Consider the following 16,935-nt stretch of genomic DNA (forward strand, 5'->3'; position numbering starts at 1 on the left):
TGTTCACAAAAAGCAAGATGCACAAATTTAGGAATGTTTTTGTGCTTCGCGGTACAAATTCATCAAATCGGCAACCGCATGGGGCACATGCTGTCTGCCTGCCTGAATGGCAGCTAATTTATCTTGCAAAGCTGTTTTTACCATCATATTCCCATAAAAATTTTCCAGCAATTGTTCGGCAATTAATTCTTTGAGCCATGCTTCCTGTTGCTGCATCCGCTTGCGCTCCCACCAGCCGTTGCTTTCCGTAAGGCGGCGGTAGTCCTGCATCATTTGCCAAATATCTTCTAAGCCGTTGCCTTCTAATGCGGAACAGGTCAGCACCTTAGGTTGCCAGCCATAGGGCTTGGGCGGGAAAAAATGCAAGGCATTGCGGTATTCTGCCTGTGCAATTTTAGCCCGTTTAATATTGTCGCCGTCGGCTTTATTGATGGCAACTGCATCAGCCATCTCCATAATGCCTTTTTTGATACCCTGCAATTCATCGCCTGCACCTGCCAGCATGAGAAGCAGGAAAAAATCGGTCATGCTGTGTACGGCCGTTTCGGACTGCCCTACGCCGACAGTTTCTACGAAAATCACCTCAAAACCTGCTGCCTCACAAAGCAGCATGGTTTCGCGGGTTTTGCGACTTACCCCACCCAGCGAACTACCTGAAGGCGAAGGGCGAATGTACGCCATCGGGTTGTGGCTGAGTTGTTCCATGCGGGTTTTATCTCCCATAATGCTGCCACCCGTTACGGGGCTGCTGGGGTCTATGGCCAGCACTGCCAGTTTTTTGCCATAATCTGTAACTAACATGCCGAATCGTTCAATAAACGTGCTTTTGCCAACCCCCGGCACACCGGTAATTCCTATGCGGATAGACTTCCCGCTTTCGGGAAGCAGTGTTTGGATAATGGCATCGGCTTGTTCGCGGTCGGCAGGCAGACGGCTTTCTATCAGTGTGATGGCGCGGCTCAATACAAATCGGTTGCCTTCGCGGATACCATTGATGTAATCGGCTGTACTCAGTCGGGGGCGCGGCATGTTTTTTAGAAAATTAAGATGAGTAGTTTAATGCGAACGAGGTATTTGCCTACTTAAACACACGAAAGCACACTTCCGAAAAACACGGATTGGCGTGGAAACAGATAAAAATAATCTACATTCGCTTGTAAAATTCATTAACAATTCGTGGCGCGTGCAACGGCGTGTGCAACATATTGCTGTGATGCTCTTTATTGGCTCACTCACTCCATCACATCCGATACACCAGCATTGCCGAAACACCGAAAGGAAAACGCAAGCCGCCGCGCAGCAAGGGGCGCTCAATGCCAAAGAGACCTTCCAACATCCGATTGACGGGGCTGCCTTCGGGAACTACGTGGTTGTCGGCTCCCGTACCTTTGCGAATGAGTTTTTTAGGCAACCACTCGGCTATCAGGCGAAAAGCAGCAACGGGCGGAAAAAGCAGTGTGTTAAAATAGGTTGTGTAAACAATGTTTCCTTTTGGCCGTCCGTTCGCATGATTGCTGCTGAACAACTGCTTTAAACCTGACATGGTATAGCGGCGATGGTGGTGGTTAATGACATCGTGATGGCTCCACAAAAACTGAAAAGCCGGCACGCTGACAATCACACTGCCTCCCTCGCGGCATACGCGCTTCATTTCGCGCACTGCCAGCCCGTCATCTTCCACGTGCTCTATCACATCGAAGGCACATACCAAGTCAAACGAACGGTCGGGGAATTGCAGTTCCAAAATAGAGCCTTCCTGTATCTCAAACGGCAACTTATCGCGGATGAAAGCCACGCAGTAAGCATCGTATTCAACAGAAGTAACTTCGCCGAAAGCCTGTAAAAGCTCGGTTGTGCGCCCCGTTCCTGCACCAATGTTGAGAATCTTCAAATCGGTTCTGCCGTTGGCTATGGCTGCCACCCGCTCCATCAGGATGCGGTTGCGCACCTTGAACCACCAGTTGGTGCGCTCAAGCGTATAATACTCCTCATAATATTTTTTTTCCATCGCTAAGGTTGGGTCTTCTCCCGCGTTTTCAGAGTGTTGATAATATGTGCGGCAATTTGTTTGCCTTGCTCCAACCCATTTCTGACAGCAGGCGTGTAATGAATACCTCCATACACCCGACTAATTGAGGCCTCACTGGCAGCCTGACGGAAGGAGATATAACTGCGTACCGGCAAGCCGTAGCGAACCTCAGTACTGTCTTGATAAGAAAAAGGCTCTCCATACAAATGGGTAAGAATTTCGCCTGCAACACCCGAAACTACGCTGTGCCCGCTGGTGTATTCGGGGAAAGGAGGTGTTTGCAACAGTGGAATCCATGCTTTGTCAATGTATTCATTGATATAGGTTTCGGGGCGAACGACATTGCTGCGAAATTTCTCATCCCAACAACTGATAAATCCGTCGGCAAGCCCAATAGCTATCCAAGCATAAGTTTCTGCTGCCTTGTTGAAATCGTCTTTTGCCGTGCGGCTGACAATACCTGTAATGCTCATCCAGTGCCCGCCGGGGGTAATTTTTTTGGTGGCATACATCACATGCCCCTGCAAATTGACTTTGTAAGGGTTACAATCCCAAAAATTGGCAATTTCCTTCTGCTCGTCGGTGAGGTTTTTACCTGTTTGATAAACTTCATAAGCCTCTTTGTAGAAATTACTGGCCGTATCGGTGCTGAAAGGTGTTGCAGGAGGCGGAGCAAACTGGTCTGCTCTTGCCAGCGTGAAGGGGCGAATCTGATTCCAATTAGGTTCTATGGCATCCATGTAGGCAGGCGGCGTAGGAATCCAACGACCGGGGGAGGCCGTAACCGTAAATTTGGGTGCGCTTCGGGTCTCTTTGTAGCGGTCTTTGGCTGCCCATGCCATAATATGGTCGGCTACGGCTTGCCCCACTGCCATAGATTGGCGAAAATCTTCATCGGGAATACCTGCCGCTTTCATTTCGGCGTACAGTTTCTCCTGAAAGTCTTCTATCTTTTTCTCGGAAAAGATGAGCTTTTTACCCACAGTCAGATAGGCATGAACGGCCGCTAACGGCACGGAGTACCTGCGGGAAGTGTCTATCCCTGCAATGGGTTGCAAATCGTTGAGTTGCCCGGCCATGCTGCGGTATTGGGGGTTGCTCAATGCCATTGTTTCGTAGGCTGCAATAGACGCATACGCATAGATGCGGGAAGCAACAGGCGGCGAAAAAATATCGTGCACGATTACCTCTGTCAGTTGTTGCACCGAGCGATGCAAGAACTCCGGATTTGAAAGTTGTTTGTCGTAGTCAGAGGTTGATTGGCAACCTGCAACCTGCCATAGGATAATGATGATTCCTAAACGAAGAAAATTTTTCATAGGTGTTTGTTATTTTAGAAAGTTCATCAAATTTTCAGCCGCCGTTCCACAAGGTCGCGACGCTCTAATAAAACAATATTCTCTACGTGTGTTGTTTGCGGAAACATATCAACAGGCTGAGAAATTAAAGGCACGTATTTTTCTGCCATCAGTGCCAAATCGCGTGCCTGCGTAGATGGGTTACAACTTACGTAAACCACCCTCTTGGCATTGCTGTTGTTAATGGCGTGCACCACTAACTCATGCATGCCCGCACGCGGCGGGTCTGTAATGATAACGTCAGGAATACCGTGCTGCGCCATAAAGGCATCGTTGAATACCTGCGCCATATCGCCTGCAAAGAACGAGGCATTGTCTACCTGATTCAACGAAGCATTCAACCAAGCATCCTGAACGGCAGCTTCTACATATTCAATACCAACTACTTTTTTGGCCTGATTGGCAACAAAGCAGGCAATTGTTCCGGTTCCGGTGTAGAGGTCATACACTATTTCCTCCCCTGTAAGCCCGGCAAGGGCACGGGTTGCCTTGTAGAGTTCCACTGCCTGACGGCTGTTGGTCTGAAAAAACGACTTGGGGCCGATTCGGAAACGCATATGCTCCATTTGCTCCTCTATGTAAGGGATACCCTTGTATAAAGTGAGTTCAAGGTCGTCAAATGTATCATTTCCTTTCTGATTGACCACATAGAATAGGGAAGTAATTTCCGGAAATCGGTTGGCAATGAACTGCATGGTAGCCTCAATCTGTTCGGGCAGATTGTCGTAGAACTGCAAAATAACCATCCATTGCCCCAGCGTTGTATTGCGCACGGTTAGGTTTCGCAAAAAGCCCTTTTGCAGCCAAATATCAAAAAAAGTATAGCCGTTTTTTAGGGCAAAGGCCTTTAACTCGTTGCGAAGTGCATTAGAAGGGTCGGCCTGATGGTAACAGGTCTCAATGTCAATAACCTTATCAAAGTGATTGGGCACATGAAACCCGACCGCATTTTGCTCCATGTGTGGGGCTTCTGCCAGCATCTCACGCGGAAACCAGCGCTTGTTGGAAAAAGAAAACTGCAATTTGTTCCGATAGTGCGTAGTTTGCGCCGAAGGCAGAATCGTGCGATGCTCGGGTATAAACACCTTACCAATCCGCTCGATGCAATCATGCACATGTTTTTGCTTCCATTGCAATTGCGCCTCGTAGGTCAGGTGCTGGAAACGACACCCACCGCAATAACCAAAGTGCGCACAGTGCGGCTCGCGACGTTGCGGCGAAGGCACAACCAAATTAGCAAGGCGGGCTTCCATAAAGTTTTTCTTTTGCAGATATACCTGAACGTCAGCTATATCACCTATGACAGCCCCCTCCACAAAAACCACAACTCCATTATGGCGGGCAAGCCCTTTGCCCTCGGTAGTCATTTCTTCAATATGCACCCGCTCCAACAGCAGGTCAACTTTTTTCGTCCTTCCCATATCACAAAATTAGGCTTTGTTTCACATCCTTGCGATGCAAATCTACCTCTTTACCTATCTTTGCACATGGATTTGCTCATTCCAACGCTATTCTTTATTGTCGGCAGTTTGGTTTTTATATCAACCACTTTTGGCGTATGGCGTTTGCTGCGTCCCCATCGCCCCGATGCCAATAAACTGACTGCCTATGAGTGTGGCGAGGAGCCTGTCGGCAGCGCACACAGGCTTTTTAACAGCCGTTTTTACATTGTTGCGCTTGTCTTCTTATTGTTCGAGGCCGAACTGTTGTTTCTATTTCCGTGGGCAGTGGCAGCCTTTCGGCCACAGGCAGCCGCTTCAACCGCATGGGCAACTTTTGTGAGTATTGAAATTTTTTTGTTCATATTTATTCTGGCAGTTGGACTGGGCTATGTGTGGCGAAAAGGTTACTTCAACTGGGGTAAGATGAATTATTCGCAAACACCCATACAAAACAGCCCGATTCCCCGTTCTGTTTATGAAGCATTTAATAAACGGCAATAAAATTGCTGTTTATGTTTCGGCTACCTTTCCGCTATGATAGAAGAACTTGTCTGCTGTGCCCTGCTGGCATTTACCATTTCGCTGGTATTGATGCCTGAGATAATTAAGGTAGCGCACAGCTATCAAATCCACGACCTGCCCAACGAGCGCAAAGTGCACTCGCAGCAAATTCCCCGCTTTGGCGGATTGGCTATTTTTATAGGTCTGATTATCACCCTGTTGCTTTGGTCTTTCTGGCGCAGCGAATTGTTCAATCTGCCGTTGCTCGCTGCTGCCACAGGCATCTTGATTATCGGCTTCCGCGATGACTTCCTGCCTTTGCGGCCAAGCATCAAACTCTTAGCCGAAATTGCGGGCGCTTTCATCATTATTTTCTTTGGCGATATTCGCCTCAACTCCTTGCATGGCCTGCTGGGCATCGGCGAACTGCCGATTTACGTCAGCTATCCCGTAAGTATTTTTACCATCGTGGTTATTACCAATGCCTTCAACCTGATTGACGGCATCAACGGGTTGGCGGGTTCTATCGCGATATTGGTATTTGGCACTTACGGGTCTTGGTTCTACATCAACGGCGATATGGCCACTGCTGCCCTTTGCTTCGGCATTATTGGCAGCACACTTGCCTTTCTGATTTTTAATTATCAATCCAAAATATTTATGGGCGACTGTGGCTCGCTGCTGCTTGGTTTTATGGCTGCTGCCGTAACCATCAAATTCTTGGGAGATAATGCCCGCCTTCCGGAAACGGCCGCACATTATTTTACCAGCCCGATTATGTTTGTTTCCTGCTTGCTGGCCTTCCCGCTGTTTGATACCATCCGCGTATTTACCCTCCGAGTGGCATCGGGGGTTTCGCCCTTTACCCCCGACCGCAACCACATTCATCATCTGCTCATCGGTATGAACTTCCCTCATGCCGTAGCTACCACCATTATTTTGGCCTTCAATCTCGCATTTATCATCGCTGCACTGTTGCTTCAAGGATATAACGACAACCTGCTTGTACCCGGCGGCATCATCTCTGCCATCATACTGACCCGTTTTCTAAAATCAAGAACCACCCGATTCAACGGCAAAAAGGGGAATTTGCTTCACGATGTGCGTAAAGCCACACAGAAAACCAGAAGCACCGGCAAAGAGAAAGTGGGTGAGGGCGTATAAAAAACCCGTCGGCAAACAATGTACCAACGGGTTGAGCAAGTTATAAACGCTTCATCAGTAGCTTTTTATGTGGCAATTACGCCATGCTTACGCTTACATGCTTTTTGATAACTCTTGCCACTTCGGGTAATGAGTCGTAGAGTTGGCGGTAAGAGTCTATCACAAAATATTTTTCCTGAAACTTGTCTTTAATATAAGGTGTGTTGATGATATCTTCCACATTAAAAGGTACGCGCAGCGGTTGCTCACCAAGGCAATAAACAGACTCGCCGCTGGAAGACAAAATACCTGCTCCATAGATGCGCAATCCTTCCTCGGCATCGTTAATCAGACCAAACTCTACCGTGTACCAGTAAAGCCTTGATATGAGTTCTATTGCCCACTCGTTGTCAATGTATTCCAGTGCGATGTTGCTCAGACCGCTCAAAAAGTTGCAGAAGTCCTGATTAGTGAGCAAAGGCACATGCCCGAATACATCGTGAAACATGTCAGGCTCTTCCAGATAATCCAACTCGGCAAGTTTGCGAAACCAAGTAGTTGCCGGAAACTTTTTGTTCAGCAACAGCTCGAAAAACGGTTTGTTGTCAATCAGGCCGGGAACTACTACCAACTGCCAGCCTGTGTGTTTGGCGAGTGCTTCGTTTACTTCATCAAAATGAGGGATTCTGTCGCGGCGGAAACCTACTTTGGCAATCCCTTCTATGTAGGCACTCGAAGCAAGCCCCGGCAACAATGTCATTTGTCGGTCAAACAATAATTGCCACACCTGTCTGTCTTCATCGGTATAGCGGCTATAGTCCTGCTTCTCTATCATTGTAGTGTTATTATTTAGTAAAGCAACTATTGGCAAGTTAATTAATTGTTTCAAAAAATCCATGTTTTGGCGCGGAAAAAATAAAAAGCCGCCCTCAAAGAGAACGGCCTTTCTTCATCGTCAAATTAATTTGTATAAAAACTTAAACTTTATCACATCGCTTTTTGCAAAAGAATGTGCTTCAGCCATGCAAAGATACGCTTTTTCTTGCGATAGGGCAAAATAAAGGCCAAAGTATTGTGCTTGCTGCGCACCTGCTCTTACCGTGCTATGTTTCCTTTAAAACCCTGCCAAAGCTGTTTGAGTTCATTCGGGCCATATTTTTAATCTTTTGCATGATAATAATTAGTAAAACAACTATTTTTTCGTAGCTTTGTTCCACCAATCAGATTTTACTCACCTAACAGGAATAACAATATGAAAACGCTCGAGATGCAAGCACCGGGAGTAGCCGAAACTACCGACTTTCTGCCCATCAATGGCACAGACTATGTAGAGTTGTATGTTGGCAACTGCAAACAGGCTGCTCATTACTACCAAAGCGCTTTCGGTTTTCAACCGCTTGCCTATGCAGGTTTGGAAACCGGCCTGAAAGACCGCGAGAGCTATGTATTGCAGCAAGGTAAAATTCGCCTTGTGCTCACTTCGCCACTGAAAGGAGGCACTGAAATCGGTCGCCACATTGACCTGCACGGCGACGGCGTAAAAGTAGTTGCCCTCTGGGTGGACGATGCGGTTTCTGCTTTCAACGAAACCGTGAGCCGCGGGGCTAAACCTTACATGGAGCCTGTAACCGAAGAAGATGAATTTGGCAAAGTAGTTCGTTCGGGTATTTACACCTATGGCGAAACTGTTCACATATTCGTAGAGCGCAGCCGCTACAACGGCCCCTTCCTGCCCGGCTTCCGCGCGTGGAACCCTGCTTACCGCCCTGCGGACGTGGGTTTGAAATATGTTGACCACATGGTAGGCAATGTAGGCTGGAACGAAATGAACAAATGGGTTGATTTTTATGCTCGCGTAATGGGGTTTTCGCAACTGGTGTCTTTTGACGACAAGGACATTTCTACGGAATACACCGCGCTGATGAGCAAGGTGATGAGCAACGGCAATGGCCGCATCAAATTCCCGATTAATGAACCTGCGGAAGGAAAGAAAAAATCACAGGTAGAAGAATACTTGGATTTTTACGGCGGAGCGGGCGTACAACACATAGCCGTAGCAACCGATAACATTATTGAAACGGTTACACAGTTGCGCAACCGCGGCGTTGAGTTCCTGCGCGTACCGGCCACTTACTACGACACTGTTTTGGAGCGTGTGGGCGAAATAGACGAAGACCTGCTGCCATTGAAAGAGTTGGGTATTCTGATTGACCGCGACGAAGAGGGCTACTTGTTGCAGATTTTCACCCGTCCGGTAGAGCCGCGCCCCACCATGTTTTTTGAAATTATTCAGCGCAAAGGGGCTAAATCGTTCGGCAAAGGCAATTTCAAAGCCTTGTTTGAGGCCATCGAGCGCGAGCAGATGCTCCGCGGAACGCTGTAAGGAACTTCTTAGAAGTGATTGCTGTATGATTTGAAGCACCGGCAGGCATTTGCCTGTCGGTGTTTTTTATCGGTCAAAATTCTGAATAGCTACGAGTTATATTTCCAGTGGTTGAGTTTACAGCAGGCTTTTGCAGAGCAAGTATTTCGGGCAGATGGATGACATGTTTTTACGCTGACTTATTTGCAGGATTCGGATTTGAAGCGGAATAAAGCATTTGACCATAAAATCTGCTAACGTCCGTGTGCCGATTGATGTGCTTAAATTTGTTCATTTACTTACATCCGAAATCCCCAATCCGAAATCCGAAATTTTAATCAATGCCCGTACTTAGCCTTTACGGCCTCCAATGAATAAGGGAGGTAGGCATCCACGTTCTGTCCGTAGCGGTAGATATCGCGCACGATGGTAGAGCTGATATAAGCCAGATGCGGCGAAGTGATGAGCAATACGGTTTCCAAACCTGCTACCACCTGCTTATTGACTTGTGCAATGGAGTTTTCATACTCAAAGTCGGTGGTGTTGCGCAATCCGCGGAGGAGAAACTGTGCGCCTTTTTGCCGGGCAAACAGGGCAGTAAGCCCCTGAAAGGTTTCCACTGACACATTCGGCGTATCAGCGAAAGTTTCGCGGATGCAATCCATCATCAGTTCTAAGGGGAAAAAGCGTTGCTTTTGGCTGTTATGGCCAATACCAATGATGATGTGGTCAAAAAAGTGGCTGCCGCGACGCACAATATCTTCATGCCCTCGGGTGAAAGGGTCAAACGAGCCGGGGAAAATCGCAATTCGGGCTGACATAGGTGTAGATTATGGTTTTAGTGCGCACTAAGATACGCCCGATATTGATTCCTTACGCTTTCTCCGCAGAACTATTTCGGCAGCATGGCAGATGCCGCCAATCGGCGGATTGTATTTGCGAATGACGATTTTTACATGGGAAGCAGTGCCGAATCGGTTGAAAATCTGTTGTACGATGCGCTCGCCTAAGTGTTCCAGCAACTGCGCGGGTTTTTCCATTTCCTCTTTGGCGATGGCGTAGAGGGTTTCGTAGTTAATGGTATCGGCCAAACGGTCGTTGACGGCGGCACGGCTTAAATCGGTGCGCACGACAATATCTACCCCGTACCGATTGCCGATTTTGCGCTCTTCGGGGTAGTAGCCGTGGTAAGCAAAAAAAACAAGCCCTTTGAGAGAGACGGTATCAACGGGAGGCATGGAAATGTAGGTGAGTTGGTTAGATGATGGAATGATGAGTTATTTCATCGGTAAGTGATTCGGCAAAATTAAGTGTAATTACATAATCACATTTATGGTTGGTAATAACGTGATTTTTCGCTGATTTTTTAAACTCCGAATTCCTAAATGCAAATGACGAGATGCCGATTGATATTGCTCACGCACCCAAATTGCTTCATCAATACCTCCTGTGATTACAGCGAATCAAAAAATGACCAGTCCGCATCTTCATTGTTAGAAGACACCACTTGTTTTTCCGGCTCCTGATGTACAGGCGGCGGCATTGTAGGCGATGCAGATGGTTTCTTTTGTTGCAAATGGTCGTCTATTTCCTTTAAATCCTGCCGCGCCTGCATGTTTTGTTGTCGCATCAGCTCGTTGGCTTTGCGGATTTCTTCTTCGTAAACGACCGTTCGCTTGAAGGCCTCTACTTGGTCTATTCTGTGTTGAGTATCGGTAATCAGTTGCCGCATTTCGTGGAGCAAGGTATCGCGTTGTTTTTCCAACAGGCGGCAGGTGTAGTCTAACTTGCGGAGTTCCTCGCGCATTTCCGAAAGCGACTGATGGGTGCGCTGGTTTGCCTCTTTAATCATGGCGCGGGCTTTCATGCGGGCATCTTCCAATATCTGATTGGCTTTGATGCGGGTTTCATACATCAATAGGTCAGCTTCGCGTTTAGCATTTTCCCGCAGCGCATTGTTGCTGTCTTCCAACTTGTTCAGATGCCGGAAAAGTGAAGCCTCTATATCTTTGAGGCGGTTCAGTTCCGACATGGCATTGGCAAGTTTGGCTTCCAAATCCTGATTGCGGTAGCCGACTTCCTCCCATGCCTGCGACAGTGCGTTCAGAAAAGAATGGACTTCCTCTTTGCTGTAACCGCCAAAGGTTACTTTTTCAAAGGATTTTTTGCGAATGTCTAACGATGTAACTTTCATAAAAGGGGCTGCCTGCCGTTAGCCTGTAATGTGTTTCAACAACTAATGTTTTACATGATAACGCAATATAGCGGTTGCAAATTAGAGAAAACCAAGAAAAATCCAACAACAGACTTATTTTTGCTAAAAATTGATTGAGTTTTCCACAGTAAACTCCCAAACAGACAGCGTTCGGTCGTCGGAAGCGGCAACAAATTGGTTATTGTTGAGCCAAAGCAATTTATTTACCGAAGTGCCGTGGCCGGCATGTCGGGCACGGTCAATCACCTTCCGCAAGGTAAATGTGGCGGCCTCCCAGAGTTTAATGGATTTGTCTTTGCTGCAAGTAATAAACCACCTGCCATCGGGGCTGTATGCTATATGATTGATGGTGTACATATGTGCAACAATACTTTGTTGCAGCGCATAGCCGGCTGCCACGTTCCATATGCGCAAATGTGCGTCGCGGCTGCCGCTGAGCAAGTAACGCCTGCAAGGCGAGTAGGTAAGTGAAAAAACGGAGTTGGTGTGCCCTGCTAACTTTGCTATGGGCTGCATGGTGCGGTGGTCTATAATGTAAATATGGTGGTCGCTTGTACCAACTGCCAAATGCGGCAGGGAGGCATGTAGGGCTAAACAACGCAGGCTTTTGTCGCAAATTTGCCATTTGCCGATTGTTTGCAGGCGGTCGGCAGTCAGCACAACCAACTCGCCGCTGCCTGTGGCGACATACAGCCGATTGTTTTGGCAGGCTATATCAAAAATGGCAGCCGAAGTAACGGCGGCCGAGGCTGCAACCTGTCGCGTGTCTGTTTGGATGCGGTACACCCCTTGGTTGTTTTGCCCTACTACAAGCGCTTGCTCCTCGGGAAGCGGGCAAAGGGCATATACCGTTCCGGATACTCTGGCGATGAGTTGCCCCTGTTCAGGCTTGTTTTTGTCCCACAGCACAACCAGACCGTCATTGCCTGCCGAGTAAAAACAATCGGGCGCAGCGGCAGGAGCAAGCGCATAGAGGCTGTCGGCATGGCCTGTCATTGTGGCAATTTTTTTTACCTGTATTTTAGCCATATCCCTTTGCAGTTCCCTGATTAGTCTTATTTTTGTATGAGGCGCATTTTTCAGAGCATGTACAGGTTTTTTACATCTGTTTTACTGATAGCAAGTTGGCTTTTCGCTCAACCCTTGATGGGGCAAACCCAATCGGTCGGGGATGATACAACAGACCCGATAGCAGGCTATCAGAAACTGATTGCTTCCGGCGGCGACTACGATACCCTATCTGCCCAAACGCTTGAACGCTTGCTGTACAAGGCCAATGCCAGCTATTACGGCCCTAAGTTGGTAGTTGAAAATTTTGCCAAAAGCCATCTGTTGGCCATTTATGCCTATCAGCAGCAAGAGTTTTCGGAAGCTATCCTCTATGCACATCTTGCACTCCGATGGGCTGCAAAAATAGGGGATGATAACTGTAAAGCATCATCGTTTCGCATACTGTCCGATATTTACAACAAACAGAATCGCTACGACTCGGCGCTGCACTATAAAACCAAGGCACTTGTCATCTACCAGCAGCTAAGAAATCATACCCTTGCCAATGTAATGAATTATCAGATTGGCAATTTGTATTTTGACGTAAACGACTACGACCAAGCCAAAGTTTTTTTAGACGAATTTCTGCAAAGAGATACGCGCTATAATATCACCCATACGCTGCGAGCCTATAACCGAATAGGGCGCATTTATCACTTTCAGGGACGCTACGATGTGGCCGTAGGCTATTTTGAACATGCTGCCACACTTGCCGCCCGTTACAACATGCCGCAGTGGGTAGTAACGGCTAAGGGGAATATCGGGAAGGTGTATTTTAAACAACAGAAATACCGCGAAGCCATTCCCCTGTTGGAAGCAAGCTACCTTTCTGCCTTAGAATATCGGGATACCAGCCGCGCCGTTGTTGATAACTGCACGCTGGCCGAAACCTATCTTAGTACAGGTAACAAGCAAAAAGCAGCGGAACTGCTACAACAAGCAGCAAAACTGACCAATGCTACTGCCATAAGTGCCGAAGCCCAACTTGCCTACTTGCGTTTTCGGTATCTGTATGCCAAATCATTGGCCGATGCCTCGACCGCACTACAATTTTTGGAAGCATACAAACACTTGGGCGATTCGCTCAACAGTTACAGTTCGCAAAAGAAATTAGAACAAGTGCGCACTATGAATGCGGAGGCTGTTCAGCAAATACATGATAAATTGATGCAGAAAAAAGCCGAGTCGGCAGAACAGGAGCGCAACTATCTGCTCGTAGGCAGCCTTTTGTTTGCAGCGGTGGTCATACCGATGTTATTCTTCCTGATACGCCTTAATCGGAAGCGCAGGCGCGCAAACCTTGATTTGGAACGCAGCCAATACGAAATTGGTTTGAAAAACAGGTTGTTGCAAGAACAGAACAAACAAATAGCCGCCCAAGCTGCCAATTTGGAACAGATGGTCAAAGAGCGCACCCGCGACCTTGAAGCTACTATTAAAGGCCTCAACAGCCACAACAAAGACCTTCAACAATTTTCCTACATCGTTTCTCACAATATCCGCTCGCCCATTACCCAAATACTGGGGCTGATTAGCATTTTTAATGTCAATCAGTTAGATGACCCGCTCAATATAGAGATATTGAAAAACCTGCAAAAATCGGCAGCCAACCTTGACCAAGTCATCAAAGACCTGAACATTATTATTTCTACCCGCCAAAGCCTCGATGCATTGAAAGAAAAAGTTGATTTGGAGGAAATCATGCGGCAGGTACTGATTGGTTTGGAAGCCAATATTGCAGCCACACGGGCGAGTATTCAGTACGATTTTACCTTACAGCCCATACTCTACACGGTCAGAGGCTACATGCACAGTATTTTGCACAACTTAGTGTCCAATGCGATTAAATACCGCGCCGAGAACCGCACCCCGCATATTGTGGTTTCATCTGACCAAGTAGGCGATTTTTGCTGCCTGACCGTTGCGGACAACGGGCTGGGAATAGACCTTGCCAATACCGATACTTACAAAATATTCGGCCTGTACCAACGGATGCACACCCACACCGAAGGCAAAGGACTTGGCTTATATTTGGTTAAAACTCAGGTAGAATCGCTCGGAGGAACTATTGGCGTAGAAAGCCAACTGGGTGTCGGAACGGTTTTCCGCATTATGCTGCCCCTGTTGTAAGCAGCAGTAACACGCCTTCCAGTGTCTGCCGTGTTCACTACAATGGTCAAATCCGAGTAACTTTGCCCGATGCAAACTGCCACAGAATTCCCGTTGCTCGCACGTATAGAAACCCCTGCCGATTTGCGCCAACTCCCCGTTGAGCAATTGCCACAGGTATGCCACGAACTGCGGCAGTTTATCATAGACCATGTTTCGCGTTCGGGAGGACATCTGGGGGCAAGTCTGGGTACGGTGGAACTGACCGTGGCGCTCCACTATGTACTCCAAACACCCGATGACGTGCTCATTTGGGACGTAGGGCATCAGGCTTACGGTCATAAAATTCTGACCGGCAGACGCAAAGCATTTGCCGCCAATCGGAAGTGGGGCGGCATTGCAGGCTTTCCCGTTCGCACAGAAAGCGTATTTGATGCCTTCGGAACAGGTCATTCCTCTACATCGGTTTCGGCAGCCTTGGGTATGGCCAATGCCTCACGGCTGGCAGGCAACTATACCCGCACTCATGCAGCCGTTATCGGCGACGGAGGGCTGACTGCCGGAATGGCCTTTGAAGCGCTCAATCACGCCGCAAGCAGCAGCCAGCGGCAAGTAAATCTGTTGGTGATTGTTAATGATAACGGCATCTCGATTGACCCCAACATAGGCGCACTGCACGAGCAAATGCAGCAATGGCCTAACCAAAGCCCGACAGCACCTACTAATTTTTTCCAATCGCTCAACATTCCTTATTACGGCATTGCCGACGGCCACGATGTAATCGCATTGGTACACCAATTAACAGCGCTAAAAGCACAACAGGGGCTTCGCTTACTTCATTGCCGAACCATCAAAGGCAAGGGGCTGGAACAGGCCGAGCAAAACCAAACCTTTTGGCACTCGCCCGGCAAATTTGATAAGCATACAGGCGAAATTATCAGCATAAAACCAAGTTTTCAGCCCGCCAAATATCAGGATGTTTTCGGGGAAACGCTTGCAGAACTGGCTGCCCGGAATCCGCAGATAGTCGGCATTACACCTGCCATGCTTTCCGGCTCGTCCATGCAGCGGCTGATGGATGTTTTTCCGGAACGGACATTTGATGTGGGCATTGCCGAACAGCACGCTGTTACTTTTGCCGCAGGTATGGCTGCACAGGGCATGATTCCTTATTGCAACCTCTACGCAACTTTTGCCCAGCGTGCCTACGACCAAATGATTCACGATGTCTGTTTGCAAAAACTGAAAGTAATTTTTTGCCTCGACCGCGCCGGCTTGGTAGGGGCAGACGGAGCCACCCATCAGGGCGCTTTTGATATAGCCTCTCTGCGCTGCATCCCCGAGTTGCTGATAGCCGCCCCGATGGATGAGGCAGAATTGCGCCAACTGCTCTACACCGCACAACTTTCCGATATACAACAACCTTTTGCCATTCGCTATCCGCGCGGGCACGGCGTTTTGCAAGAGTGGCGGCAACCTTTCCAAAAAATTCCTGTCGGTAAAGGAAGAATATTGATGCGTGGCGAACGAATAGCTGTACTGAGCATTGGCCATACGGGAAACTTTGTGCAACAGGCAGCCATTGCACTTGCCGAAGAAGGCATCCGCATCAGCCATTACGATATGCGCTTTGTTAAACCCTTAGACGAAGAACTGCTTGCGATGGCAGCCGCACATCGCGCCATTCTGACAGTAGAAGACGGCATCCTTGCGGGCGGTTTTGGCTCGGCAGTGTTGGAGTGGCTAGCCGACCGCCAACTGAACGTACCTGTTATCAGGCTGGGGCTCCCCGATGAGTTTATTCCCCACGGCGAGCCCGCTCAGCAGTACGATTACTGCGGCATTGATACAGCCCATATCACAGCCCGCCTGCGGGAACTTTGGCAAAAGACAGATGCAACCCGACAACCGTGATTATACGTTAAGCAAACTATCTGATGTTAAACTTTATTTCCATGAAAAACTGCAAACTTTTCTTCTGCCTGCTTTTTGCGGGCATCACCATGCAGGCAGTGGCGCAAAGCGACAATGCCGAAACGCCAAAAAACCTGATTAAGGTTAATTTGCTAAGCCCTGTGGTACGCACCGGCTCATTCTTCTACGAGCGCGTACTCAACGACAAAAGCAGTCTCCAATTAGGCTTTTTCTATACAGGCACTTCCTTTGCAGGCACACAGTTTCGCGGGATAGGCATTACGCCCGAATACCGCTTCTACCTTTCCGAAAGCAAACAAGCGCCTGCCGGATTTTTTGTTGCGCCTTTTGTACGCTACCAGAACCTCAACCTGTCCGATAAAGACGATGCCAGTATTTCGGCTACTTACAGTTCTTTTGGCGGCGGTGTATGCGTGGGCAACCAGTGGTTATTCAAAAATCAGGTTAGTCTCGAGCTGTTTGGCGGCCCCTCTTTTAACGCAACCTCGTTCACGGGCAAAAACGGCGCTACCAAGGATGATTTTTTCCTGACCAACTTTGGGTATTTCTCCTTCCGATTCGGCGTTGCCTTGGGCTTTGCTTTCGGTCAATAGCTCTACCTGCTGAAACAATGCAAGAAAGCCACCCCGAGTTTGTCAGGGTGGCTTTTTGAATAAGCAAACAAACGATTTCTTACTAAACAGGCACGCAGACTATTGCGGACAGCACAGCATGTCTCTGATTTTTCACTCTAAATCCCGAATTCCGAAATATAATACCACTTTTCTTGCTGATTTGCCTGACAATCATTT

15 protein-coding genes are annotated in these 16,935 nt (G+C 48.1%); 6 read left to right on the forward strand and 9 right to left on the reverse strand.

Annotated features, from left to right (window positions below; all coding sequences use genetic code 11):
• Positions 1-27: 27 nt before the first annotated feature.
• The 4 genes from meaB to rlmD all read right to left on the reverse strand — a co-directional run bounded on the left by meaB (position 28) and on the right by rlmD (position 4,808).
• A complete protein-coding gene (gene meaB / locus NDK19_RS12890; RefSeq protein ID WP_250632305.1) occupies positions 28-1,029 on the reverse strand; it encodes a methylmalonyl Co-A mutase-associated GTPase MeaB in 1,002 nt (333 codons plus the stop codon).
• Between the two features lie 211 nt (positions 1,030-1,240).
• Entirely contained in the window at positions 1,241-2,008 is a 768-nt protein-coding gene (locus NDK19_RS12895; RefSeq protein ID WP_250632306.1) for a class I SAM-dependent methyltransferase, read from the reverse strand.
• 2 nt (positions 2,009-2,010) lie between these two features.
• Positions 2,011-3,348 carry a vanadium-dependent haloperoxidase gene (locus NDK19_RS12900; protein WP_250632307.1) on the reverse strand — a complete coding sequence of 446 codons (1,338 nt, stop codon included), beginning with the start codon at positions 3,346-3,348 and terminating at the stop codon, positions 2,011-2,013.
• 26 nt (positions 3,349-3,374) lie between these two features.
• The gene (rlmD, locus tag NDK19_RS12905) at positions 3,375-4,808 is read right to left on the reverse strand and encodes a 23S rRNA (uracil(1939)-C(5))-methyltransferase RlmD (protein ID WP_250632308.1); all 1,434 of its coding nucleotides are present in this window, start codon (positions 4,806-4,808) and stop codon (positions 3,375-3,377) included.
• A gap of 66 nt (positions 4,809-4,874) precedes the next feature.
• Here rlmD and NDK19_RS12910 point away from each other — a divergent pair, with 66 nt between their 5' ends.
• Both NDK19_RS12910 and NDK19_RS12915 read left to right on the forward strand, forming a co-directional pair.
• Positions 4,875-5,330, forward strand: coding sequence for an NADH-quinone oxidoreductase subunit A (locus tag NDK19_RS12910; RefSeq protein WP_250632309.1), 456 nt, complete (start codon positions 4,875-4,877; stop codon positions 5,328-5,330).
• Between the two features lie 33 nt (positions 5,331-5,363).
• Positions 5,364-6,494 carry an MraY family glycosyltransferase gene (locus tag NDK19_RS12915; protein ID WP_250632310.1) on the forward strand — a complete coding sequence of 377 codons (1,131 nt, stop codon included), beginning with the start codon at positions 5,364-5,366 and terminating at the stop codon, positions 6,492-6,494.
• A gap of 76 nt (positions 6,495-6,570) precedes the next feature.
• On the opposite strand, the gene phhA is transcribed toward NDK19_RS12915, so the two are convergent.
• The gene (phhA, locus tag NDK19_RS12920) at positions 6,571-7,308 is read right to left on the reverse strand and encodes a phenylalanine 4-monooxygenase (RefSeq protein ID WP_250632311.1); all 738 of its coding nucleotides are present in this window, start codon (positions 7,306-7,308) and stop codon (positions 6,571-6,573) included.
• A 417-nt stretch (positions 7,309-7,725) separates the two neighbouring features.
• On the opposite strand from phhA, the gene hppD reads away from it, so the two are divergent.
• Complete coding sequence (gene hppD / locus NDK19_RS12925; protein WP_250632312.1) at positions 7,726-8,856, forward strand: 4-hydroxyphenylpyruvate dioxygenase; 1,131 nt, start codon at positions 7,726-7,728, stop codon at positions 8,854-8,856.
• 317 nt (positions 8,857-9,173) lie between these two features.
• Here hppD and coaD read toward each other — a convergent pair whose 3' ends face one another.
• The 4 genes from coaD to NDK19_RS12945 all read right to left on the reverse strand — a co-directional run bounded on the left by coaD (position 9,174) and on the right by NDK19_RS12945 (position 12,079).
• A complete protein-coding gene (coaD, locus tag NDK19_RS12930; RefSeq protein WP_250632313.1) occupies positions 9,174-9,656 on the reverse strand; it encodes a pantetheine-phosphate adenylyltransferase in 483 nt (160 codons plus the stop codon).
• Between the two features lie 27 nt (positions 9,657-9,683).
• On the reverse strand, positions 9,684-10,073 hold the full coding sequence (folB, locus tag NDK19_RS12935; protein ID WP_250632314.1) for a dihydroneopterin aldolase: 390 nt from the start codon (positions 10,071-10,073) through the stop codon (positions 9,684-9,686).
• 215 nt (positions 10,074-10,288) lie between these two features.
• Positions 10,289-11,029 carry a DivIVA domain-containing protein gene (locus NDK19_RS12940; RefSeq protein WP_250632315.1) on the reverse strand — a complete coding sequence of 247 codons (741 nt, stop codon included), beginning with the start codon at positions 11,027-11,029 and terminating at the stop codon, positions 10,289-10,291.
• A gap of 123 nt (positions 11,030-11,152) precedes the next feature.
• Complete coding sequence (locus NDK19_RS12945; protein WP_250632316.1) at positions 11,153-12,079, reverse strand: WD40 repeat domain-containing protein; 927 nt, start codon at positions 12,077-12,079, stop codon at positions 11,153-11,155.
• Between the two features lie 57 nt (positions 12,080-12,136).
• Between NDK19_RS12945 and NDK19_RS12950 the strand changes: the two genes are divergently transcribed.
• From NDK19_RS12950 to NDK19_RS12960, 3 genes are all read left to right on the forward strand, one after another.
• A complete protein-coding gene (locus tag NDK19_RS12950; RefSeq protein ID WP_250632317.1) occupies positions 12,137-14,230 on the forward strand; it encodes a tetratricopeptide repeat protein in 2,094 nt (697 codons plus the stop codon).
• Positions 14,231-14,299: 69 nt separating this feature from the next.
• Positions 14,300-16,123 (forward strand): 1-deoxy-D-xylulose-5-phosphate synthase, encoded by a 1,824-nt coding sequence (locus tag NDK19_RS12955; RefSeq protein ID WP_250632318.1) that lies wholly within the window; start codon positions 14,300-14,302, stop codon positions 16,121-16,123.
• A gap of 41 nt (positions 16,124-16,164) precedes the next feature.
• Positions 16,165-16,737 (forward strand): DUF3575 domain-containing protein, encoded by a 573-nt coding sequence (locus NDK19_RS12960; RefSeq protein WP_250632319.1) that lies wholly within the window; start codon positions 16,165-16,167, stop codon positions 16,735-16,737.
• The last annotated feature ends 198 nt before the right edge of the window (positions 16,738-16,935 follow it).

Source organism: Rhodoflexus caldus (assembly GCF_021206925.1).
In the GTDB taxonomy this organism is placed as follows: Bacteria; Bacteroidota; Bacteroidia; order Cytophagales; family Thermoflexibacteraceae; genus Rhodoflexus; species Rhodoflexus caldus.

Coding starts and splice junctions, on each gene's coding strand:
- meaB (WP_250632305.1), bottom strand. CDS start 1,029: ATGCCGCGCCCCCGACTGAGTACAGCCGATTACATCAATGGTATCCGC.
- NDK19_RS12895 (WP_250632306.1), bottom strand. CDS start 2,008: ATGGAAAAAAAATATTATGAGGAGTATTATACGCTTGAGCGCACCAAC.
- NDK19_RS12900 (WP_250632307.1), bottom strand. CDS start 3,348: ATGAAAAATTTTCTTCGTTTAGGAATCATCATTATCCTATGGCAGGTT.
- rlmD (WP_250632308.1), bottom strand. CDS start 4,808: ATGGGAAGGACGAAAAAAGTTGACCTGCTGTTGGAGCGGGTGCATATT.
- NDK19_RS12910 (WP_250632309.1), top strand. CDS start 4,875: ATGGATTTGCTCATTCCAACGCTATTCTTTATTGTCGGCAGTTTGGTT.
- NDK19_RS12915 (WP_250632310.1), top strand. CDS start 5,364: ATGATAGAAGAACTTGTCTGCTGTGCCCTGCTGGCATTTACCATTTCG.
- phhA (WP_250632311.1), bottom strand. CDS start 7,308: ATGATAGAGAAGCAGGACTATAGCCGCTATACCGATGAAGACAGACAG.
- hppD (WP_250632312.1), top strand. CDS start 7,726: ATGAAAACGCTCGAGATGCAAGCACCGGGAGTAGCCGAAACTACCGAC.
- coaD (WP_250632313.1), bottom strand. CDS start 9,656: ATGTCAGCCCGAATTGCGATTTTCCCCGGCTCGTTTGACCCTTTCACC.
- folB (WP_250632314.1), bottom strand. CDS start 10,073: ATGCCTCCCGTTGATACCGTCTCTCTCAAAGGGCTTGTTTTTTTTGCT.
- NDK19_RS12940 (WP_250632315.1), bottom strand. CDS start 11,029: ATGAAAGTTACATCGTTAGACATTCGCAAAAAATCCTTTGAAAAAGTA.
- NDK19_RS12945 (WP_250632316.1), bottom strand. CDS start 12,079: ATGGCTAAAATACAGGTAAAAAAAATTGCCACAATGACAGGCCATGCC.
- NDK19_RS12950 (WP_250632317.1), top strand. CDS start 12,137: ATGTACAGGTTTTTTACATCTGTTTTACTGATAGCAAGTTGGCTTTTC.
- NDK19_RS12955 (WP_250632318.1), top strand. CDS start 14,300: ATGCAAACTGCCACAGAATTCCCGTTGCTCGCACGTATAGAAACCCCT.
- NDK19_RS12960 (WP_250632319.1), top strand. CDS start 16,165: ATGAAAAACTGCAAACTTTTCTTCTGCCTGCTTTTTGCGGGCATCACC.